At 47.2% G+C, this 20,478-nt stretch carries 36 protein-coding genes; 35 read left to right on the top strand and 1 reads right to left on the bottom strand.

Annotation, left to right across the window (positions count from 1 at the left end; genetic code table 11):
• Positions 1-5 precede the first annotated feature (5 nt).
• The 32 genes from rplB to rpsI all read left to right on the top strand — a co-directional run bounded on the left by rplB (position 6) and on the right by rpsI (position 17,250).
• Positions 6-836 (top strand): 50S ribosomal protein L2, encoded by an 831-nt coding sequence (gene rplB, locus N7U64_RS14830; RefSeq protein ID WP_012369012.1) that lies wholly within the window; start codon positions 6-8, stop codon positions 834-836.
• Positions 837-899: 63 nt separating this feature from the next.
• Positions 900-1,178, top strand: coding sequence for a 30S ribosomal protein S19 (rpsS, locus tag N7U64_RS14825; protein ID WP_012369013.1), 279 nt, complete (start codon positions 900-902; stop codon positions 1,176-1,178).
• A 20-nt stretch (positions 1,179-1,198) separates the two neighbouring features.
• The gene (gene rplV / locus N7U64_RS14820) at positions 1,199-1,531 is read left to right on the top strand and encodes a 50S ribosomal protein L22 (protein WP_012369014.1); all 333 of its coding nucleotides are present in this window, start codon (positions 1,199-1,201) and stop codon (positions 1,529-1,531) included.
• A gap of 12 nt (positions 1,532-1,543) precedes the next feature.
• Positions 1,544-2,200, top strand: coding sequence for a 30S ribosomal protein S3 (gene rpsC, locus N7U64_RS14815; RefSeq protein WP_012369015.1), 657 nt, complete (start codon positions 1,544-1,546; stop codon positions 2,198-2,200).
• A gap of 33 nt (positions 2,201-2,233) precedes the next feature.
• Complete coding sequence (gene rplP / locus N7U64_RS14810; RefSeq protein ID WP_012369016.1) at positions 2,234-2,671, top strand: 50S ribosomal protein L16; 438 nt, start codon at positions 2,234-2,236, stop codon at positions 2,669-2,671.
• On the top strand, positions 2,658-2,861 hold the full coding sequence (gene rpmC, locus N7U64_RS14805) for a 50S ribosomal protein L29 (protein ID WP_012369017.1): 204 nt from the start codon (positions 2,658-2,660) through the stop codon (positions 2,859-2,861). The genes rplP and rpmC overlap by 14 nt, the downstream gene beginning before the upstream one ends.
• Positions 2,862-2,892: 31 nt before the next feature.
• Complete coding sequence (gene rpsQ, locus N7U64_RS14800; protein WP_012369018.1) at positions 2,893-3,156, top strand: 30S ribosomal protein S17; 264 nt, start codon at positions 2,893-2,895, stop codon at positions 3,154-3,156.
• 48 nt (positions 3,157-3,204) lie between these two features.
• Positions 3,205-3,573 (top strand): 50S ribosomal protein L14, encoded by a 369-nt coding sequence (gene rplN / locus N7U64_RS14795; RefSeq protein WP_012369019.1) that lies wholly within the window; start codon positions 3,205-3,207, stop codon positions 3,571-3,573.
• A gap of 34 nt (positions 3,574-3,607) precedes the next feature.
• On the top strand, positions 3,608-3,919 hold the full coding sequence (rplX, locus tag N7U64_RS14790; RefSeq protein WP_012369020.1) for a 50S ribosomal protein L24: 312 nt from the start codon (positions 3,608-3,610) through the stop codon (positions 3,917-3,919).
• 31 nt (positions 3,920-3,950) lie between these two features.
• Complete coding sequence (rplE, locus tag N7U64_RS14785; RefSeq protein WP_012369021.1) at positions 3,951-4,490, top strand: 50S ribosomal protein L5; 540 nt, start codon at positions 3,951-3,953, stop codon at positions 4,488-4,490.
• Positions 4,491-4,504: 14 nt separating this feature from the next.
• Positions 4,505-4,774: a 30S ribosomal protein S14 gene (gene rpsN / locus N7U64_RS14780; RefSeq protein ID WP_012369022.1), complete on the top strand. Its 270-nt coding sequence runs from the start codon at positions 4,505-4,507 to the stop codon at positions 4,772-4,774.
• A 31-nt stretch (positions 4,775-4,805) separates the two neighbouring features.
• A complete protein-coding gene (gene rpsH / locus N7U64_RS14775; protein ID WP_012369023.1) occupies positions 4,806-5,204 on the top strand; it encodes a 30S ribosomal protein S8 in 399 nt (132 codons plus the stop codon).
• Between the two features lie 31 nt (positions 5,205-5,235).
• The gene (rplF, locus tag N7U64_RS14770; RefSeq protein WP_012369024.1) at positions 5,236-5,772 is read left to right on the top strand and encodes a 50S ribosomal protein L6; all 537 of its coding nucleotides are present in this window, start codon (positions 5,236-5,238) and stop codon (positions 5,770-5,772) included.
• A gap of 37 nt (positions 5,773-5,809) precedes the next feature.
• Positions 5,810-6,160 (top strand): 50S ribosomal protein L18, encoded by a 351-nt coding sequence (gene rplR / locus N7U64_RS14765; RefSeq protein WP_012369025.1) that lies wholly within the window; start codon positions 5,810-5,812, stop codon positions 6,158-6,160.
• A gap of 22 nt (positions 6,161-6,182) precedes the next feature.
• Entirely contained in the window at positions 6,183-6,683 is a 501-nt protein-coding gene (gene rpsE, locus N7U64_RS14760; protein ID WP_012369026.1) for a 30S ribosomal protein S5, read from the top strand.
• A gap of 18 nt (positions 6,684-6,701) precedes the next feature.
• The gene (gene rpmD / locus N7U64_RS14755) at positions 6,702-6,887 is read left to right on the top strand and encodes a 50S ribosomal protein L30 (RefSeq protein WP_012369027.1); all 186 of its coding nucleotides are present in this window, start codon (positions 6,702-6,704) and stop codon (positions 6,885-6,887) included.
• A gap of 36 nt (positions 6,888-6,923) precedes the next feature.
• Positions 6,924-7,364 (top strand): 50S ribosomal protein L15, encoded by a 441-nt coding sequence (gene rplO / locus N7U64_RS14750; RefSeq protein ID WP_012369028.1) that lies wholly within the window; start codon positions 6,924-6,926, stop codon positions 7,362-7,364.
• The gene (gene secY, locus N7U64_RS14745; protein ID WP_012369029.1) at positions 7,364-8,653 is read left to right on the top strand and encodes a preprotein translocase subunit SecY; all 1,290 of its coding nucleotides are present in this window, start codon (positions 7,364-7,366) and stop codon (positions 8,651-8,653) included. Before rplO ends, secY begins: the two co-directional genes overlap by 1 nt.
• A 72-nt stretch (positions 8,654-8,725) precedes the next feature.
• Positions 8,726-9,373: an adenylate kinase gene (locus N7U64_RS14740; RefSeq protein ID WP_012369030.1), complete on the top strand. Its 648-nt coding sequence runs from the start codon at positions 8,726-8,728 to the stop codon at positions 9,371-9,373.
• Positions 9,373-10,125 (top strand): type I methionyl aminopeptidase, encoded by a 753-nt coding sequence (gene map / locus N7U64_RS14735; RefSeq protein ID WP_012369031.1) that lies wholly within the window; start codon positions 9,373-9,375, stop codon positions 10,123-10,125. The genes N7U64_RS14740 and map overlap by 1 nt, the downstream gene beginning before the upstream one ends.
• A gap of 150 nt (positions 10,126-10,275) precedes the next feature.
• Positions 10,276-10,494, top strand: coding sequence for a translation initiation factor IF-1 (infA, locus tag N7U64_RS14730; RefSeq protein ID WP_012369032.1), 219 nt, complete (start codon positions 10,276-10,278; stop codon positions 10,492-10,494).
• Between the two features lie 33 nt (positions 10,495-10,527).
• Positions 10,528-10,641, top strand: a complete 114-nt coding sequence (gene rpmJ, locus N7U64_RS14725) for a 50S ribosomal protein L36 (RefSeq protein ID WP_003156543.1) — start codon at positions 10,528-10,530, stop codon at positions 10,639-10,641.
• Positions 10,642-10,661: 20 nt separating this feature from the next.
• Positions 10,662-11,027: a 30S ribosomal protein S13 gene (gene rpsM / locus N7U64_RS14720; RefSeq protein ID WP_012369033.1), complete on the top strand. Its 366-nt coding sequence runs from the start codon at positions 10,662-10,664 to the stop codon at positions 11,025-11,027.
• A 16-nt stretch (positions 11,028-11,043) separates the two neighbouring features.
• Complete coding sequence (rpsK, locus tag N7U64_RS14715; protein WP_012369034.1) at positions 11,044-11,439, top strand: 30S ribosomal protein S11; 396 nt, start codon at positions 11,044-11,046, stop codon at positions 11,437-11,439.
• Positions 11,440-11,576: 137 nt separating this feature from the next.
• Complete coding sequence (locus tag N7U64_RS14710; RefSeq protein ID WP_012369035.1) at positions 11,577-12,521, top strand: DNA-directed RNA polymerase subunit alpha; 945 nt, start codon at positions 11,577-11,579, stop codon at positions 12,519-12,521.
• 34 nt (positions 12,522-12,555) lie between these two features.
• Complete coding sequence (gene rplQ, locus N7U64_RS14705) at positions 12,556-12,927, top strand: 50S ribosomal protein L17 (protein WP_012369036.1); 372 nt, start codon at positions 12,556-12,558, stop codon at positions 12,925-12,927.
• A 96-nt stretch (positions 12,928-13,023) separates the two neighbouring features.
• Positions 13,024-13,854: an energy-coupling factor ABC transporter ATP-binding protein gene (locus N7U64_RS14700; RefSeq protein WP_318930429.1), complete on the top strand. Its 831-nt coding sequence runs from the start codon at positions 13,024-13,026 to the stop codon at positions 13,852-13,854.
• Positions 13,842-14,699 (top strand): energy-coupling factor transporter ATPase, encoded by an 858-nt coding sequence (locus N7U64_RS14695; protein ID WP_318930428.1) that lies wholly within the window; start codon positions 13,842-13,844, stop codon positions 14,697-14,699. Before N7U64_RS14700 ends, N7U64_RS14695 begins: the two co-directional genes overlap by 13 nt.
• Positions 14,696-15,487: an energy-coupling factor transporter transmembrane component T gene (locus N7U64_RS14690; protein WP_318930427.1), complete on the top strand. Its 792-nt coding sequence runs from the start codon at positions 14,696-14,698 to the stop codon at positions 15,485-15,487. Before N7U64_RS14695 ends, N7U64_RS14690 begins: the two co-directional genes overlap by 4 nt.
• Entirely contained in the window at positions 15,487-16,236 is a 750-nt protein-coding gene (truA, locus tag N7U64_RS14685; RefSeq protein ID WP_012369040.1) for a tRNA pseudouridine(38-40) synthase TruA, read from the top strand. The genes N7U64_RS14690 and truA overlap by 1 nt, the downstream gene beginning before the upstream one ends.
• A gap of 155 nt (positions 16,237-16,391) precedes the next feature.
• Positions 16,392-16,829, top strand: coding sequence for a 50S ribosomal protein L13 (gene rplM, locus N7U64_RS14680; protein WP_012369041.1), 438 nt, complete (start codon positions 16,392-16,394; stop codon positions 16,827-16,829).
• Between the two features lie 28 nt (positions 16,830-16,857).
• Entirely contained in the window at positions 16,858-17,250 is a 393-nt protein-coding gene (gene rpsI / locus N7U64_RS14675; RefSeq protein WP_012369042.1) for a 30S ribosomal protein S9, read from the top strand.
• A gap of 93 nt (positions 17,251-17,343) precedes the next feature.
• Here the strand turns inward: rpsI and N7U64_RS14670 are convergent, their stop codons facing one another.
• Positions 17,344-17,634, bottom strand: a complete 291-nt coding sequence (locus tag N7U64_RS14670; protein ID WP_318930426.1) for a hypothetical protein — start codon at positions 17,632-17,634, stop codon at positions 17,344-17,346.
• 101 nt (positions 17,635-17,735) lie between these two features.
• Between N7U64_RS14670 and N7U64_RS14665 the strand changes: the two genes are divergently transcribed.
• From N7U64_RS14665 to N7U64_RS14655, 3 genes are all read left to right on the top strand, one after another.
• The gene (locus tag N7U64_RS14665; RefSeq protein ID WP_318930425.1) at positions 17,736-18,368 is read left to right on the top strand and encodes a M15 family metallopeptidase; all 633 of its coding nucleotides are present in this window, start codon (positions 17,736-17,738) and stop codon (positions 18,366-18,368) included.
• 183 nt (positions 18,369-18,551) lie between these two features.
• Positions 18,552-19,583: an Mrp/NBP35 family ATP-binding protein gene (locus N7U64_RS14660; protein WP_012369045.1), complete on the top strand. Its 1,032-nt coding sequence runs from the start codon at positions 18,552-18,554 to the stop codon at positions 19,581-19,583.
• 3 nt (positions 19,584-19,586) lie between these two features.
• Positions 19,587-20,192, top strand: coding sequence for a KinB-signaling pathway activation protein (locus N7U64_RS14655; protein WP_012369046.1), 606 nt, complete (start codon positions 19,587-19,589; stop codon positions 20,190-20,192).
• The last annotated feature ends 286 nt before the right edge of the window (positions 20,193-20,478 follow it).

Raw genomic sequence — 20,478 nt, 5'->3', positions numbered from 1 at the left:
TCTCGATGGGAATTAAAAAGTTTAAACCGACCACTAACGGTCGTCGTAATATGACTGCGCTTGACTTTGCTGAGATTACGGCTTCACGTCCTGAAAAATCGTTAACTGAAAAGCTTTCGAAAAAGGGCGGACGTAACAACCAAGGTCGCTTGACAGTACGTCACCAAGGTGGCGGACACAAACGTAAATACCGTATCATCGACTTCAAACGGAACAAGGATGGCATCGCTGGCCGTATCGCTACAATTGAGTACGATCCGAACCGCTCTGCAAACATCGCTCTTGTCCACTACATCGATGGTGAAAAACGCTACATCCTCGCACCTAAAGGATTGAAAGTTGACATGCAAGTCATGTCAGGAGTTGAGGCTGACATTAAAGTCGGTAACGCTCTTCCACTTTCAAACATCCCAGTTGGTACATTGATCCACAACATCGAACTTAAGCCAGGTAAAGGTGGTCAGCTCGTTCGTTCAGCTGGTACTTCTGCTCAGCTTCTCGGTAAAGATGGTAAATACGCGATCGTTCGTCTCCAATCAGGCGAAACACGTATGATCCTTGCTACTTGCCGTGCAACAGTCGGCGCTGTCGGTAATGAAGAGCACGAGCTCGTCAATATCGGTAAAGCTGGTCGTTCACGCTGGCTCGGAAAACGTCCTACAGTTCGTGGTTCTGTAATGAACCCAGTTGATCACCCACACGGTGGTGGTGAAGGACGTGCTCCAATCGGTCGTTCGGGCCCACTTACTCCTTGGGGTAAACCGGCACTCGGATACAAAACTCGTAAGAAAAACAAAGCGAGCGATAAATATATCGTCCGTCGTTCTAAAAAATAATTACGTGATTTCTGAACGGTTCGCAGGAACCGTTCCTGAATCATGCCAAAGGGAGGTACAACTATGGGTCGCAGCTTGAAAAAAGGTCCATTTGCAGATCACCATTTGCTCGCTAAGGTTGACAAAGCCAACGAAGCTGGTGACAAGCATGTTATCAAAACTTGGTCACGCCGTTCTACAATCTTCCCAGAGTTCATCGGTCACACGATCGCTGTCTACGATGGTCGTAAACACGTACCGGTTTACGTGACAGAAGATATGGTCGGTCACAAACTTGGTGAATTCGCGCCAACACGTTCTTACAAAGGACATGCTGGAAACGATAAGAAGACTAAACGTTAATCTGAGGGGAGGTACTCATTATGCAATCAAAAGCATCGGCTAATATGGTTCGCATTGCTCCTCGTAAGGCACGTCTAGTAGTAGACTTAATCCGCGGGAAGCAAATCGGTGAAGCACTTTCGATTCTTGCTTACACGAACAAGGCAGCAACGCCAATCGTTGAGAAAGTATTGAAATCGGCAATCGCGAACGCTGAGCACAACTTCGACATGAACATCGAAAACCTCGTAGTAACAGAGGCTTACGTCAACGAAGGTCCAACGCTCAAACGTTTCCGCCCACGTGCAATGGGTCGCGCAAGCCGCATCAACAAACGTACGAGCCACGTTCACATCGTGGTATCTGAAAAATAAGGAGGGATTACCGTGGGTCAGAAGATTAACCCAACTGGTCTTCGCGTAGGTATCATCAAAGACTGGGAATCACGTTGGTTCGCAGATAAAGACTATGCTGATCTCCTTCATGAAGACTACGTAGTTCGTGAATATATCGAAAAACGTCTTAAAGACGCTAGTGTCTCTAAAGTTGAAATCGAGCGCGCAGCAAACCGCTTGAACATTTCACTTCACACTGCTAAACCTGGTATGGTTATCGGTAAAGGCGGTTCTGAAATCGAAACACTTCGTACAGACATCACTAACCTTGCAAAAGGCAAACGCGTTCACGTTAACGTCGTTGAAGTGAAAAACCCGGATGCAGTTGCTAAACTTGTCGCTGAGAACATCGCACGCCAACTTGAAGGCCGTGTATCGTTCCGTCGTGCAATGAAGCAATCAATCCAACGCTCTATGCGTTCAGGTATCAAAGGAATCAAGACTGAAGTTTCTGGTCGTCTTGGCGGCGCTGATATCGCTCGTTCAGAGAAGTATTCAGAAGGAACAGTTCCACTTCATACACTCCGTGCAGACATCGATTACGGTACTGCTGAAGCTGATACAACTTACGGCAAAATTGGCGTAAAAGTATGGCTCCACCACGGTGAAGTGCTTCCTACGAAAAAAGCAGCATCTAACGAACAATAATCCACATCCGTCTAGGGAAGGAGGCAACACAACATGTTGTTACCAAAACGTGTAAAATATCGTCGTGTTCACCGCGGCAACATGCGTGGTAAAGCGAAACGTGGTACTACAGTACACTTCGGCGAGTTCGGTATCCAAGCTCAAGAAGCTAGCTGGATCACTAGCCGTCAAATCGAATCAGCGCGTATCGCGATGACTCGTTATATGAAACGTGGTGGTAAAGTGTGGATCAAGATTTTCCCACATAAACCATACACTAAAAAACCTCTTGAAGTCCGAATGGGTTCAGGTAAAGGTGCTCCGGAGGGCTGGGTTGCAGTCGTCAAACCGGGGAAAGTAATGTTTGAAATCGCAGGAGTATCGGAAGAGATCGCACGCGAAGCTCTCCGTCTTGCATCACACAAACTTCCAGTAAAATGTAAGTTCGTAAAACGTGAAGAAAATGGTGGTGATACGAATGAAAGCAACTGATCTCCGTCAGCAAACTACAGAAGAGCTCAACGGTAAAGTCGGTTCGTGGAAAGAAGAGTTGTTCAACCTTCGTTTCCAACTTGCGACTGGTCAGCTTGAGAACCCTGCTCGTATCCGTGAAGTGCGCAAGTCGATTGCACGCGCGAAAACCGTTCTTCGTGAACGCGAACTCGGCATCAACAACGCATAATTCACTCGGATTCTGAGAGGAGGAACACTCAATGGAACGCACTAACAACCGCAAAGTGTTAACTGGACGCGTCGTATCTGACAAAATGGATAAAACGATCGTAGTTACAGTTGAGACTAAAGTAAAGCACAAGCTCTACGGCAAACGCGTAAACTACTCTAAGAAGTACAAAACGCATGATGAAAACAACACAGCTAAAATCGGTGACGTTGTACGCATTCAAGAAACACGTCCACTTTCTAAAGACAAACGTTTCCGTCTCGTAGAAGTCGTCGAAAAAGCAGTAATCATCTAAACTCTAATTAGTTCGGATGAATAAACATCCGGAGGGAGGTACAATCGTATGATTCAACAAGAATCTCGCTTGAAAGTAGCAGACAACTCAGGAGCTCGTGAAGTCTTGACGATCAAAGTCCTCGGTGGATCTGGTCGCAAAACTGCTAACATCGGTGACGTAATTGTTTGCACAGTTAAACAAGCAACACCAGGTGGCGTTGTCAAAAAAGGTGAAGTTGTACGCGCAGTAGTCGTTCGTACTAAACGTGGCGTTCGTCGTAAAGACGGTTCGTACATCCGTTTTGACGAAAATGCAGCAGTCATCATCAAAGATGATAAAAGCCCACGTGGCACACGTATCTTCGGACCAGTCGCACGCGAACTTCGTGAAAAAGACTTCATGAAGATCGTCTCGTTGGCACCGGAAGTACTTTAATTCCAAAGAATTCCTACAAGGAGGTGCTCTAACGATGCATGTCAAAAAAGGTGATAAAGTTCAGGTTATGACTGGTAAAGATAAAGGCAAACAAGGTGTTGTCCTTACTGCTATGCCTAAAAAAGATCGCGTTATCGTCGAAGGCGTTAACATGATCAAAAAACACTCAAAACCTTCTCAACTCAACCCGCAAGGCGGAATTGTCGAGAAAGAAGCACCGATTCACGTATCGAACGTTATGCTCATCGACCCTAAGACAGGAAACCCAACACGCGTTGGTTTCACTGTGGTTGACGGCAAGAAAGTACGTATCGCTAAAAAATCGGGCGAAGCTTTAGATAAATAAGAAGATTTAAAGAAAGGAGGTCCACTTTCTGATGAACCGTTTAAAAGCTAAATACCAAGACGAAATCGTCAAAGTAATGATGGAGAAATTCAACTATACTTCTGTAATGCAAGCGCCGAAAGTCGATAAGATCGTAATCAACATGGGTGTTGGTGACGCTGTTACGAACACGAAAGCACTTGACATGGCAGTCGAAGAGCTTCAGCTCCTCACTGGTCAGAAGCCACTCATCACGAAAGCTAAGAAATCAATCGCTGGTTTCAAACTTCGTGAAGGTATGCCAATCGGCGCGAAGGTAACACTTCGTGGAGAGCGCATGTATGAGTTCCTCGACAAGTTGATCAACGTGTCACTTCCACGTGTACGTGACTTCCGTGGTGTATCGAAGAAATCATTCGATGGCCGTGGTAACTACACGCTAGGCGTGAAGGAACAATTGATCTTCCCAGAGATCGACTACGATCGCGTATCTAAAGTCCGTGGTATGGACATCGTTATCGTTACAACTGCTAATACGGATGAAGAGTCACGTGAGCTTCTCACAGCACTCGGCATGCCATTCCAAAAATAAGGGAGGCCGCACACATGGCTAAGAAATCAATGATCGCACGTGAAGTAAAACGCCAAGCACTCGTCGAGCGCTACGCTGAACAACGCGCAGAATTGAAAGCACAAGGCGACTACATCGGCTTGAGCAAACTCCCACGTAACTCTTCAGCGGTTCGTTTACACAACCGTTGCAGTATCACTGGCCGTCCACACGGTTACATTGGTAAATTCGGTATCAGCCGTATTAAGTTCCGTGATCTTGCTCATAAAGGTCAAATCCCTGGTGTTAAAAAAGCAAGCTGGTAATTCATTAAAGTTGTGAAAGGAGGTACATCGCATGGTTATGACAGATCCGATTGCAGATATGCTTACACGCATTCGTAATGCAAACATGGTTCGCCATGAGAAGTTGGAAATGCCAGCTTCTACAATCAAACGTGAAGTCGCTGAAATCCTCAAACGTGAAGGTTTCATCCGCGATGTTGAATATCTCGAGGACAGCAAACAAGGTACGCTCCGCGTATTCCTTAAGTACGGCGCAAGCAACGAACGCGTCATCACTGGACTCAAACGTATCTCGAAACCAGGTCTTCGCGTTTACGCGAAAGCTGATGAAATCCCGAAAGTACTCGGTGGTCTCGGAATCGCTATCGTTTCAACATCTAAAGGTGTTATGACAGACAAAGAAGCTCGCCAACAAAAAGTCGGCGGCGAAGTGATCGCATACATCTGGTAATCCACGCATAAAAAGAACGGAGGTGTCTTAAATGTCACGTATTGGTAAAAAGCCAGTCGTTATCCCAGCAGGCGTTACAGTAACAGTTGAAAACAGCACAGTTACGGTAAAAGGTCCTAAAGGTGAACTCACTCGTGAGTTCAACCCGACTATGGCTATCAACGTAGAAGGTAATGAATTGACTGTCACTCGTCCAAACGACGAGAAAGCTAACCGTACAATCCACGGAACGACTCGTGCGCTTATCGCGAACATGGTCGAAGGTGTAAACAACGGTTTCGCTAAGACACTCGATATCCAAGGTGTTGGTTACCGTGCTCAAAAGCAAGGTAACAAAATCGTACTCAACCTCGGTTATTCACACCCAATCGAGTACACTCCGGAACAAGGCATTGAAGTCGAAGTTCCTACGAATACGCAAATCATCGTCCGCGGAATCAGCAAAGAGCGTGTTGGACACGTTGCTGCATTGATCCGTTCGTACCGTCAGCCTGAGCCGTACAAAGGTAAAGGAATTCGTTACAGTGATGAAGTCGTCCGTCGTAAAGAAGGTAAAACAGGTAAGTAATTCGTTAAGACGAATTGACCGGAAAGGAGTGGCATAAATGATCTCAAAGGCAAACAAAAATGCTACGCGTAAAAAGCGTCATGGTCGTGTACGTCGTACAATCATCGGGACTGCAGCTCGTCCACGTTTGAATGTATTCCGTTCGAACAAGAACATTTACGTACAAGTCATTGACGATGCAACACATGCAACACTCGCATCTGCATCATCACTCGACCTTGAAAAAGGCAACACGACTGACGCTGCATCAGCAGTTGGTAAGCTTGCAGCTGAACGCGCTCTTGAAAAAGGTATTGAAACAGTCGTTTTCGACCGTGGAGGATACCTCTATCATGGACGTATTAAAGCAGTAGCTGAAGCAGCTCGTGAAGCTGGTCTCAAATTCTAATAGAAAAGGAGGGAACCTCTACATGCGCCAGTTAGAAATTAACATGGATCAACTCGAAGAACGCGTTGTTACTGTAAACCGCGTCGCGAAAGTAGTAAAAGGTGGCCGTCGCTTCCGTTTTGCTGCACTCGTCGTCGTAGGTGACAAGAATGGTCACGTAGGTTTCGGTACGGGTAAAGCTCAGGAAGTGCCTGAAGCGATCCGTAAAGCAATCGAAGATGCAAAGAAAAACATGGTTAACGTTCCAATCGTTAACACTACAATTCCACACGAAATCAACGGAATTTTCGGTGCAGGTCACGTCTTCTTGAAACCTGCTTCTGAAGGTACTGGAGTCATCGCTGGTGGCCCAGTTCGTGCGGTTCTCGAATTAGCGGGAATCAACGACATTCTTTCGAAATCACTTGGATCAAGCACTCCAATCAACATGGTTCGTGCGACTGTTAAAGGTCTCACTTCACTTAAACGTGCTGAAGACGTTGCGAAACTCCGCGGTAAAACCGTCGAAGAACTTCGCGGTTAAGAAAGGGAGGGAATACAGATGGCGAAACTCGCAGTTACCCTCACACGCAGCATGATCGGTCGTCCGGAGAACCAACGCGTTACTACTCGTACGCTTGGTCTCCGTAAGATGCACCAAACTGTTGTCGTACCTGACAACGCTGCTATGCGTGGGATGATTAACCACGTGTCACACTTATTGACAGTTAAAGAAATTCAAGAGTAATACGTTTGATATAATTTTATGAGGAGGTGCCCCACTATGAAACTCCATGAATTGAAACCAGCTGCTGGTTCACGTTCAGAACGCAACCGTGTAGGTCGCGGTATGTCTTCTGGTAACGGTAAGACTTCTGGCCGTGGTCACAAAGGTCAAAAAGCTCGTTCAGGCGGTGGTGTTCGTCCAGGTTTCGAAGGTGGACAAAACCCACTTTTCCGTCGTTTACCAAAACGCGGCTTCAACAACCCGACTCGTAAAGAGTTCGCGGTTATCAACCTTGACACACTTAACCGTTTTGAAGATGGAACGGAAGTAACACCAGAACTTCTTATCGAGACTCGCGCAGTCAAAGGTATGAAGGATGGCGTGAAGATCCTTTCTAACGGTAAGATTGAAAAGAAACTGACAGTAAAAGCTCACAAGTTCTCCGAAGCTGCGAAGCAAGCGATCGAAGCTGCCGGCGGTACGGTTGAGGTGATCTAATGTTTCAAGCGATCTCCAATATGTGGCGCGTAGCCGACATTCGTCGGCGCATTCTCTTTACCTTGGCTCTGATTATCGTGTTCCGTATCGGAGCACATATCCCGGTGCCGATGGTAAACACTGAAGTATTCAAGATCGACCAGAATGGTATTCTTGGTTTCTTGAATTCCTTCGGCGGGAATGCTTTGCAGAATTTCTCACTCTTTGCGATGGGAATCATGCCGTATATCACGGCCTCGATCGTTGTCCAACTCTTACAGATGGACGTTGTTCCAAAGTTTGCCGAATGGGCAAAACAAGGAGAGGCGGGCCGTAAGAAGTTAGCAACGGTAACGCGCTATGGAACGATCGTACTCGGCTTAGTCCAAGCGTTTGGAATCGCGCTTGGATTTAACCGTATCTACCCAGGTCTTGTCGATGAGCAATACGGCACCTGGACGTACGTTATGATTGCACTTGTTTTGACGGCGGGTACCGCATTCTTGATGTTCCTCGGTGAACTCATCACGGAGAAGGGCATTGGTAACGGGATATCAATGATCATCTTCGCTGGGATTGTCGCAGGCTTCCCGAACGCGTTCCGTCAGATCTACGAAACAAAGCTCCAAAATGCAGGGGATGCTTTGTTTGTCAATGTGCTTTATATCGTACTGTTGCTTTTAATCATCATCGCGGTCATCGTCGGAGTTATCTATGTGCAGCAAGCTGCCCGTAAGATTCCGATTCAGTACGCTAAGCGTACGGTGAACCGTGCACCAGTAGGCGGTCAATCGACACACTTGCCGATTAAACTGAATGCTGCTGGTGTTATCCCAGTTATCTTCGCTGTATCGTTCATGGTGACGCCACCAACGGTTGCAAGTTTCTTTGCAAGTCCGGAAAATGCGACGAAAATCCGTGACATTTTCGACTATACGAGTCCAATCGGTATGTCGATCTATGTGGCACTGATCATTGCATTTTCTTACTTCTATACATTCGTTCAGGTTAACCCGGAACAAATGGCAGAGAACCTTCAAAAGCAAGGCGGATACATTCCTGGTATTCGCCCTGGTAAGCAAACGGAACAGTACATCACGAAGATCCTGTACCGTCTGACATTCTTCGGCTCACTCTTCCTCGCTGTCATCGCGGTGACGCCAACGTTCTTTATTAAGTTCGCTGGTTTACCGAACTCGGTGCAGATTGGTGGAACAAGCCTGTTGATCGTCATCGGTGTAGGTCTTGAGACGATGAAACAGATTGAAAGTCAACTGGTTAAACGACACTACAAAGGCTTTATCCGATAAGGCGGGAGGAAGGGGACCATCCCTTTCCTTTCTGTTGTGTCTATAGAGTCTATAGAAGTGGAGGCTACCGACATGAATCTTGTATTGATGGGCTTGCCGGGTGCTGGAAAAGGAACGCAGGCTGCGAAAATTATCGAAGACTACGCCATTCCACACATCTCGACAGGCGACATGTTCCGTGCGGCGATCAAAGATCAAACACCGCTCGGGCAGGAAGCGAAATCGTACATGGATAAAGGGGAACTCGTTCCGGACGAAGTCACAATCGGCATCGTACGTGAGCGTCTCGCCAAAGAAGACTGTGCCAATGGTTTTCTTCTTGACGGTTTCCCACGCACAGTGAAACAAGCGGATGCTCTTGAAGTATTGCTTGCGGATCTAAATAAACAAATCGATCACGTCGTTCACATCGGTGTGAACCCGGAGAAACTTGTCCCTCGTTTGACAGGCCGCCGGATTTGCCCGACATGTGGAGCAACGTATCATGTCATCTATAACCCACCAAAAGTGGAGGGTGTCTGTGATATCGACGGATCAGCACTTGTTCAACGTGAAGATGATCAAGAAGAAACGGTTCGCCGTCGTCTTGAAGTCAACGTCGCTCAAGCGCAACCTTTGATTGACTTTTACGCTGAAAAAGGGTATCTTCGTAATTTGGACGGTGATCGTCCGATTAATGAAGTTTATTCCGATGTTCAAGCACTTCTTGGTGGTCAGTAATGATCATTACGAAAGCGCCGCGTGAAATCGACATCATGCGTCAGGCAGGACAAATCGTCGCCCGGACGCATAAGGAGCTCAAAGCTCATATTCGTCCAGGGATCACAACGGGGCAACTCGATGCGATTGCTGAACGCTATATTCGAAGTCAAGGGGCAACACCATCGTTTAAAGGTTATAATGGGTTTACTGGCAGCATTTGTGCTTCAGTAAATGAAGAACTTGTCCATGGTATTCCGGGTGACCGCGTACTCCACGATGGAGACATCATCTCGATTGATATCGGGGCGGAGTATAACGGATATCACGGAGATTCAGCCTGGACATATCCGGTAGGTACAATCTCTGAAGAGACGAAGCGGTTACTTGACGTAACTGAAGAATCTCTGTATAAAGGATTGGAGCGCGCCAAAGCCGGCGTGCACCTGACAGATATTTCGCATGCGATTCAGTCACATGTTGAAGCAGCGAATTTTTCTGTAGTCCGCGAATATGTGGGCCACGGCGTGGGACAAAATTTGCATGAAGATCCGCAAATTCCACATTATGGACCACCGGGGAAAGGGCCGCGCCTGAAAACTGGCATGACCTTGGCGATTGAGCCAATGGTTAATGTCGGAAAACGCTATGTTCGCACGCTATCCGACAATTGGACGGTAGTGACAGTGGACGGTAGCATGTGCGCCCACTTTGAGCACACCATCGCCATCACAGACGAAGGCTACGAGATCTTAACGGTCGATGCAGAGTGAGCTGTGCGCGTTATTGGTGTCACCTTTCTATAAGCCGCTATCCACTCGTGTTTGTGACCGATGATTCTCTCACGGCTACTGTAGAAAGCCCCTAAGCGCTACAAATCGTCTGGGCTCCCAATCAACTTTATAGAGAAAGGGGTATAATTGATGGCGAAACAAGATGTAATCGAAGTGGAAGGTACGGTTATCGAACCGCTTCCAAACGCGATGTTTAAGGTGGAGTTAGAAAACGGCCACACGGTCCTCGCGCACGTCTCAGGAAAAATTCGGATGCACTTCATTCGGATCCTACCAGGAGATAAAGTAACGGTTGAGTTGTCACCATACGACTTGACTCGCGGACGGATCACATACCGTTTCAAATAAAAACTCCGATTTTTTCAGGAGGAGGTATTCACAATGAAAGTAAGACCTTCGGTTAAACCGATCTGTGAAAAATGTAAAGTTATCCGCCGTAAAGGCAAAGTAATGGTTATTTGCGAAAACCCTAAGCATAAACAAAAACAAGGGTAATTAAACAAGGAGGTGCACACATGGCACGTATTGCTGGTGTAGATATTCCACGTGAGAAACGCATCGTTATCTCACTCACTTACATCTATGGTGTTGGTAAAACAACTGCTCAGAAAGTCTTGAAAGAAGCTGGTATCTCTGAAGATACTCGTACTCGTGAATTGACTGAAGAACAACTCAACCAACTCCGTGATGGATTAGATAAAGTAAAAGTTGAGGGTGACCTTCGTCGTGAAATCTCACTCAACATCAAACGTTTGATCGAAATCGGTTGCTACCGTGGTGTTCGTCACCGTCGTGGTCTTCCAGTTCGTGGTCAAAACACTAAAAACAACTCGCGTACTCGTAAAGGCCCACGCCGTACAGTAGCGAACAAGAAGAAGTAAGGGAGGGTAAACTAAGATGGCAAAACGTAAACAGAATGTTCGTAGTAAACGTAAAGTCAAAAAGAATATTGAATCTGGTATCGTGCATATCCGTTCAACATTCAACAACACAATCGTTACGATCACTGACATGCAAGGGAATGCAATCTCTTGGGCAACTGCAGGTAACATGGGCTTCAAAGGCTCACGTAAATCTACTCCATTTGCTGCGCAACTCGCTTCAGAAACTGCTGCGAAAACAGCAATGGACAACGGTATGCGTACTGTAGAAGTTAACGTTAAAGGTCCTGGTGCAGGTCGTGAAGCTGCAATCCGTGCGCTTCAAGCAATCGGTCTTGAAGTAACAGCGATCCGTGACGTAACTCCAGTTCCACACAACGGTTGCCGCCCTCCAAAACGTCGTCGCGTGTAACCCGTCTTGTACTGCAAAGCGGGAATTCGAGTAGACTTTTGTTGATCGTTTGACCAAGCAAGGCAGTAGAAACGTGCACAAGACGGTTGGCGATTGAACGCGATGGCCAACATGACGATATTCAAGGAGGGGTTCAGATGATCGAAATCGAAAAGCCGAAGATTGAAACGGTCGAATTAAGCGACAACGCTACGTTTGGTAAATTCGTGGTAGAACCGCTTGAGCGTGGATTCGGTACAACGCTTGGTAACTCATTGCGTCGTATCCTATTATCTTCACTTCCGGGTGCTGCAGTCACTGCAGTCCAAATCGATGGCGTTCTTCATGAGTTCTCGACGATTGATGGCGTTGTAGAAGACGTTACCCAAATCATCTTGAACCTCAAGAAACTCGCCCTCAAAGTTTACTCGGAAGAAGAGAAAACACTTGAGATCGATATTCAAGGCGCCGGCGTTGTTACTGCAGCGAACATTACGCATGACAGCGACGTCGAAATCCTCAACCCAGAACTCCACATTGCAACACTTGCAGAAGGTGCATCACTTCATATGCGTCTGACAGCTCGTCGCGGCCGTGGTTACGTTCAGGCTGAAGATAACAAACGGGACGATATGCCAATCGGCGTCATTCCAATTGATTCGATTTACACGCCAATTCAACGTGTAAACTATCAAGTTGAAAAAACACGTGTTGGTCAAGATGCGAGCTTCGATAAGTTGACGCTTGATGTTTGGACGGACGGTTCAATCCGCCCTGAAGAAGCAGTGTCACTCGGCGCAAAAATCATGACAGAACACTTAAACATCTTTGTTGGTCTTACGGACGAAGCGCTCCATGCCGAAATCATGGTCGAAAAGGAAGAAGATCAAAAAGAAAAAGTACTTGAAATGACGATCGAAGAACTCGATCTTTCAGTTCGTTCGTACAACTGTTTGAAACGTGCCGGCATCAATACGGTTCAAGAACTCGCGAACAAGAGCGAAGACGAGATGATGAAAGTTCGTAACCTCGGACGTAAATCACTCGAAGAAGTTCAAGCGAAGCTCGATGAACTCGGACTGGGCCTACGTAAAGAAGACTAAAAACTATTAATTGCACGAAGGAGGGAATCCATCCATGGCATACTCGAAATTAGGCCGTACAAGCTCACAACGTAAGGCACTTTTGCGTGACCTTGCGACTGATCTCATCATCAATGAGCGTATCCAAACTACAGAACAAAAAGCGAAGGAACTTCGTCCAGTCGTTGAGAAACTCATCACTTTAGGTAAACGCGGTGATCTCCACGCTCGTCGTCAAGTTGCATCGTTCGTTCGTCGCGAAGCTGCTGGTCAAAACGAAGCTGGTAAAACACAAGATGCAATCCAAAAGTTGTTTGCAGATGTGGCACCACGTTTTGCTGAGCGTCAAGGTGGTTACACACGTATCATGAAAATGGGACCACGTCGTGGTGACGGCGCAGAAATGGTCATCATCGAACTCGTTTAATTTTTAAATGATTCGAATAAAAGGGCAGTGCGTAACTCGCTTCTGCCCTTTTGTTACAAATGAAATTATTTTTGATTTGATGAAGGAGGAGCAGACATGACAAAGCTGATTGAGTTGGAACAGGTGACCTACCGTTACCCGGAACAAGAACAACCAGCCTTACGGAATGTCTCTCTTTCGATTCATTCGCAGGAATGGGTCGCGATCGTTGGACACAACGGCTCTGGAAAATCAACGCTGACGAAGTTGTTTAACGGATTGTTGCTTCCTGAAGAAGGAACGGTTACTGTCAATGAGACATTCTCGAGTGCAGTACCGGAGCAACTGTGGGAGATGCGCCGCGCAATCGGTATCGTCTTTCAAAATCCGGATAATCAATTCGTTGGCACGACCGTGCGCGACGACGTGGCATTTGCCCTGGAAAACTGGGGTGTGCCACGCGAGGAAATGGTTCGTCGTATCGACGACAGTCTAGCGCGCGTTGGCCTTACGGATTTTGTTGATCGGGAACCCCATCAACTATCCGGCGGACAGAAGCAGCGTGTCGCAATCGCCTCGGCGCTTGCGATGCGCCCTGATGTTCTCGTGCTCGATGAAGCGACATCGATGCTTGATCCGATTGCACGAACTGAGGTTATGTCGACCGTTCAGGAATTATATGAGCAACACCCGATGGCCGTCGTTGCCATTACACATGAACTCGATGAGGTCTTACGGGCCAGTCGTGTCATTGTCATGGATGCGGGGCAAATCGTTTTAGAAGGGACACCGCAAGAGGTGTTTGCACAATCCGCGTTTCTTGAGCAGATTGGACTAGATGTTCCATTTGTCGTCCGGGTGCAGGAGCAACTTTCAGCACGTGGTCTTACTTACGCGGACACGATACTAGATGAAAGAGACTTGGTGAACCGCTTATGCCAATCTTAATCCAGGAATTAAACTATACGTACCAACTCAATAGTCCGTTTGAACGAGTCGCGCTGCGTGATGTGAATCTTGAGATTCCGTCAGGGGCGCTTGTTGCGTTTGTAGGGCATACCGGTTCCGGGAAGTCGACACTCGTCCAACACATCAACGGCTTGTTGAAACCAACAGCAGGGAAGGTACAGGTCGATGAAATCATCATCGAACCGAAACGAAAACAAGATTTAAAAGCACTCCGGAAACGGGTGGGTCTTGTCTTTCAGTATCCGGAATATCAATTGTTTGAAGAAACCGTCTTGAAAGATGTCATGTTTGGTCCGATGAACTTCGGTCACGCACCGGCAGAGGCAGAACGGTTAGCAAAAGATGCCTTACGTACCGTTGGACTCGATGAAGTCTTTTGGTCACGTTCTCCGTTTGACCTGTCTGGTGGGCAAATGAGGCGTGTTGCGATTGCGGGCGTACTCGCTAGTCAACCAGACGTGTTGATCGTCGATGAACCGACAGCAGGACTCGATCCGCAAGGACGGAAGCAGATGCTTTCTCTCTTTGCCGAGTTGCATGCACAGTCAGGAATGACATTGCTGTTGATTACGCATGACATGGACCAGGTGCTGGAATATACGAACCGCGTCGTCGTCATGGAAGAGGGCCAGGTTGCGTATGACGGAGAACCAATGGGTCTATTCCGTCAAGAAACGTTACTGCGTCAATTCCATCTCGATTTACCCCACGTTCTGGCCTTTGCCTGGCAGATGGCCGATCAATTGAACCAACCGCGTCCATCGCTTCAGACGGAAGCGGAATTGATTGACTGGATTTTGCATGTACGGGAGGATAAACGATGATTGTAGGACAACATATACCGGGAACGTCGTATTTACATCGTTCGTCTGCCGTTGCGAAAATCATTTTTGCTTTCTGTTTTATTCCTCTTGTCTTTTTGGCCAATAATGCGGCAACGAATATTTTTTTATTGCTGTTTACGTTTTTTGCGTTAGCCAGCAGTAAATTACCGATTCGTTACGTCTTAAAGGGGCTCCGGCCGATCTTATTCTTAATCGTCTTTACGTTCATCATTCAACTGTTGTTTACGCGTGAAGGGGCTGTTCTGTTTGAATTCGGCTGGTTCAAGATTTATGAAGAAGGATTACGTCTCGCGATCATCGTTTCGCTCCGCTTCTTTTATCTGGTCTCGATCACGACACTCGTCACGTTGACGACGTCACCGATCGAACTGACGGATGCGATTGAGTTGCTCCTGAAACCGTTTAAGGTCGTCCGTGTCCCGACCCATGAAATTGCCTTGATGTTGTCGATTTCACTCCGTTTCCTCCCGACCCTGGCGGAAGAGACGGAAAAAATCATGAAGGCACAGCAGGCACGCGGGGTCGATTTATCGGCGGGACCAATCAAGGAACGTCTGCGGGCGATCATTCCTTTGTTGATTCCGCTGTTCATCTCGGCATTTAAGCGGGCGGAAGATCTGGCAACGGCGATGGAAGCCCGCGGATACCGCGGCGGTGAAGGACGGACCCGGCTCCGTGAGTCCAAGTGGACAACACGCGATACGGGATTGATCCTGCTTCTGGTCGTCCTCGGACTGTTGCTGGTGTATTTACGGGGAGGATTTTGATGCGACGCTTTAAATGTACGATTCAGTATGACGGAACGGACTATTCCGGGTATCAAGTGCAACCGAACGGTCTGACGATTCAGGAAGTCCTCGAGAAGACGCTTGGACGGATGCACAAGCACCCGGTCAAGGTCATCGGTTCCGGACGTACGGATGCCCGTGTGCACGCACAGGGACAAGTCATTCATTTTGATACGGAGCTTTCGATTGCACCGGCAAGCATGGTGAAGGCTTTAAATACGTTATTACCGGACGATATTCGTGTTCGGGACTGTAAAGAGGTCGCTTCTGACTTCGAAGCAAGGTATGATGTAGTAGGGAAAGAGTACCGGTACTTCGTGCGCCGGACGGAAAATGCGTTTCGGCGTCATCAATCCGTCCTGATTCCGTATTCGCTCGATGTTGCGCAAATTCGTCTGGGATTAGCGCATTTAGTCGGGACTCATGACTTTAGTTCGTTCTGTGTCGCGAAGACAGAGACGGACAATCGTGTTCGGACGATTTATGAAGCGGAACTGATCGAACAAGGGGAAGAACTGATTTTTCGTTTTCAAGGAAGCGGTTTTCTCTACAATCAGATCCGGATCATGGTCGGCACGTTGCTTGATGTCGGACGCGGTCGATTTGCCCCGGATGACATCAAACGGATGCTCGAAGCGAAGGATCGAAACGTCGCTGGTGTGACGGCACCACCGCACGGGTTATACCTTTGGGAAGTTTTCTACCCAGAGTCTAAAAAAGGCATTTGACATTAGCCGCTAAAAAACATACAATGTTTATTGGCATTTCATTTATTATGAAACCACAATCTTAGCCCCGTACACCTAAGATTCTGATAGATTCAAACAGTGAATAAATGAAAAATCAAAAAAGAAATTTTTAAATTCCTTAGGAGGTATTTTACATGCGCACAACTTTCATGGCGAAAGCTACTGATGTAGAACGCAAATGGCTCCTTATCGACGCAGAAGGCAAAACACTCGGTCGTCTTTCGAGCGAAGTTGCTTCACTTCTCCGCGGTAAGCACAAACCTACGTTCACACCACACGTTGACTGTGGGGATCACGTTATCCTCATCAACGTTGAGAAAATCGTTTTAACTGGTAACAAACTCGACAAAAAGGTCTACTACCGTCACTCTGGTCATCCAGGCGGCTTGAAGCAGACTGTCGCACGCGACTTACTCGCTAACAAACCTGAGCGTATGCTTGAACTCGCGATCAAAGGGATGCTTCCAAAAGGTAGCCTCGGTCGTCAAATGTTCAACAAACTCCACGTTTACGCTGGAGATACTCATAAGCAAGAAGCACAACAACCAGAAGTTTATGAACTTCGCGGTTAATTAATACGAATTTAGGAGGAACTACACGATGGCAGATGTACGTTACTACGGCACTGGTCGCCGTAAACACGCGGCAGCTCGCGTTTTCCTCGTTGCTGGAGACGGTAAAGTCACAGTTAACGGGCGCGATATCAGCGAATACTTCGGTTATGAAACATTAATCATGACTGCAAAAGAACCACTTGTACTCACAGAAACAGAAGGCAAATACGATATCATGGTAACGGTCAAAGGCGGCGGCTTCACTGGTCAAGCAGGCGCAATCCGTCACGGTATCTCACGTGCTCTTCTTCAAGCGGATCCAGACTTCCGTGGAACACTTAAAGCTAAAGGTTTCCTCACACGCGATGCTCGTATGAAAGAACGTAAAAAATACGGTCTTAAAGCAGCACGTCGTGCACCTCAGTTCTCAAAACGTTAATCGTTTTATCTCTCATCCTTACGGGTGGGAGATTTTTTTATGTCAAAAGACCGCTCTTTAATTAAAAAAAGCGGTCAAGCAATGGTCTGTCGTTCAAAACGTACGTCGTCGTATTGTTCGGATGAGGAATAAGAGTGCTGTGAGAGCAATAAACGTCAGCGGGATACTCCGGAGGAAAAGATGCTGTAAAAATGCAAGAGGATCATTCGCCGTCTGTGAACCGACTGCACCGGTAAAAGACGTCTCCTGACTTAACACCGTGCTGTTTTCAGGGAGAGCGGGTTGATAAGCTATATTTGCTTCATGCCCTGCATAAAAGTAAATTGCATAGCCGATATGTAAGAGGACTGTGATGACGCTTGCGAAGACTAACAGTTTTTTCATCAAAAAACTCCTTTTTCCGAATGATTGGATAAGAACACGTCCATCGTCAAGTATACCGGATTCGGTTTTTGGGAACAGGTTACAAAGGAGTGTGATGAAAGATGACAGTATCAGTCAGTTGGTTACTCGAACGAGCCAACCGGAAATTAAATGTTCCGGGACTGTCGCCGGAAGTTGCCCGGAAAACACGCCAGGTCATCCGTGAACTCCATGTCAGAGGAATTTACGTCGGTGTGGCTCAAGGATTCCGCTCCTATGCCGAGCAGGAGAAATTGTATGCACAAGGACGGACGACTCCGGGGGCAATCGTCACGAACGCCCGGGGGGGACAATCGAATCATAACCGGGGCATTGCCGTTGATCTGTTTCAATATTCCATGGACGGCACGGAAGCGATCTTTAATACGGATGAAAACTTTCAGCAAATCGTTCACGCCATGAAGCGGCAGGGTTTTTCCTGGGGCGGGGATTGGAGCGGCTTTAAAGACTACCCTCACTTTGAATTAAACAAAACGACGACAGACGTCTTGGTGCCTTATCCGGGGAATCCCCTTTATAAAGGAGCCGTCAACATGAACAGCCGGGACATCGAGCGGATCCAGCGGGCAGTCAAGGCGACGGTCACGAAACGCTTTGATGCGGAAACAGCGGAGAAAGTACGTGCTTACCAAAAACGGCAAGGACTTACGGTCGATGGTGTCGTCGGACCCGCAACGTGGAATCGAATGTTTTAAACACGCCGGGATCCCCTTTTTGCAGTTGCGAAGAGGGAGGTCTCTTTTTTTAATCTCCTTTTCGTCCGTTTCCTTGGTGTCGTCAAGGAAATGTCATGCTTTCCGAGTCGAAATGTGCAAGCGCTATCTTATTTTTGTTATACTGAAATGGATTAAATCGAACGTTCTCAGGGGGAAGGCACTATGTTGAATGAACAAGAAATTCGCGAGGTAGTCGGGCAAATGATCGATCCGACGATTGAACGCTCGCTTACAGATACGAATGGGATTCGGGATGTCCGCATCAAAGGAGACTATGTCAGTCTTAAAATCGCACTTGCGCAAGCAGGATCCGGCGAACAGCTTGCGTTACAACAACAGATCGTCAAAGAGTTGAAAGAAAAAGGATTCAAGACGGTTGGGTTACGTTTTGAGGCACTCGGCGATCACGGTATTCAAGCAGCAACGACACCGTCGATTCTTAAACCAGAGTCGGGCACGACGTTCATTGCGATTGCTTCCGGTAAAGGTGGCGTCGGAAAATCAACGGTTTCTGTCAACTTGGCAGTTGCCCTCGCACGGGCGGGCAAAAAAGTCGGATTGATTGATGCAGATATTTACGGATTCAGTGTACCGGACATGATGGGCATCGAAACCCGTCCGACGGTCGTCAACGACCGGATTGTTCCACCTGAACGTTTTGGCGTTAAAGTCATCTCGATGGGCTTCTTCGTCGAAGACAATGCACCTGTCATCTGGCGTGGTCCGATGCTCGGAAAGATGTTAAACAACTTCTTCTCTGACGTCGAATGGGGCGACCTCGATTACTTACTTCTTGATTTACCACCGGGTACAGGCGACGTGGCACTCGATATTCATTCAATGTTGCCAAGCTGTCAGGAACTGATTGTCACGACACCACACGCAACTGCGGCATTCGTCGCAGCACGTGCAGGAGCGATGGCAATCAAAACTAACCACCGTTTACTCGGAATCATCGAGAATATGGCGTATTTCGAAAGCAAGGTAACGGGCGAAAAAGAGTATGTGTTTGGTTCAGGCGGCGGAGAGAAGTTGTCAGAAGCGTTAAAAACAGATATTCTAGCTAAGATTCCACTTGGACAGCCGTATGCAAATGACACGGACTTTGCACCGTCGATTTACCGTGACGACCATCCATTTGAAACACACTATAATGAACTCGCAGCGCGTGTCATCGAAAAAGTAGAGGGATAATGAATGAAGACTAGAGGATTTTTGAAGCTGTTTTGGATGACGCTCCTGATCGGGACGCTCGCCGGCTTCGTGTTTAACCTTGTCGCTGAACCGGGTTATGTCCGCAATCAATCGATCAGCGGATATGTTACAGCCCTGGCTTACAGTAGTACATGGACAGCCATCAGTTTGATGGGATTCTTTTCGTATCTGATCCTTCACCGGGTCGGACTCGATATTTTCCGGGGAGCTAAGCTGTGGGACCGGGTTCAAATCGTCTTAATCGCATTTGCGTTATTCGACGGAATCTACCTTCGCGGTCTTGCTTTCGGATTTGAAAAAACAAACCTGTATATCGGAGAGATGGTTGTCTTATTGATCATTGCGTTTTTTGTCGCTCGGACGAAAGCCCGCGAGACAAACTTCACGGCGTTCGTGCCGACACTCTTTTTGATGACAGTCATCACATTGATTGAATGGGTTCCGGCTCTTCAGGCGACACAAGACAAACGGATGTTATGGGCGGCACTTGCCACATTACTCGTTTGTAATGCGTATCAGATTCTGATGTTGCACCGGTTGCAGGAAAAACCGAATTCAGCGAATGCTGCGTCGGGGAAAAGAGCATAAAAGAAAAGGGCGCCGTGCTACCGTTTTATCCGGTCAGAGCGGCGTCCATCTTTTTTTAATGTTTTTTTAGAAAAACAGTTGACGTAAAAAACAAGAGTTGATATATTAATACATGTCGCTGAGGCACACGCCACACAGACACGTCGAAAACGAAAAAAACTTACGAAAAAAGTTATTGACACCAGTTAATAGTTTACTGTAAGATTTAAAAGTCGTCAAACGACATATCGGACTTTGAAAACTGAACGATGAGGCAAAAAACGTATCTTCGGATACAAACAATGAA

The organism is Exiguobacterium sp. K1, from assembly GCF_033721435.1.
Taxonomy (GTDB): Bacteria; Bacillota; Bacilli; order Exiguobacteriales; family Exiguobacteriaceae; genus Exiguobacterium_A; species Exiguobacterium_A artemiae.
This window is presented reverse-complemented; position numbering and strand designations above follow the sequence as displayed.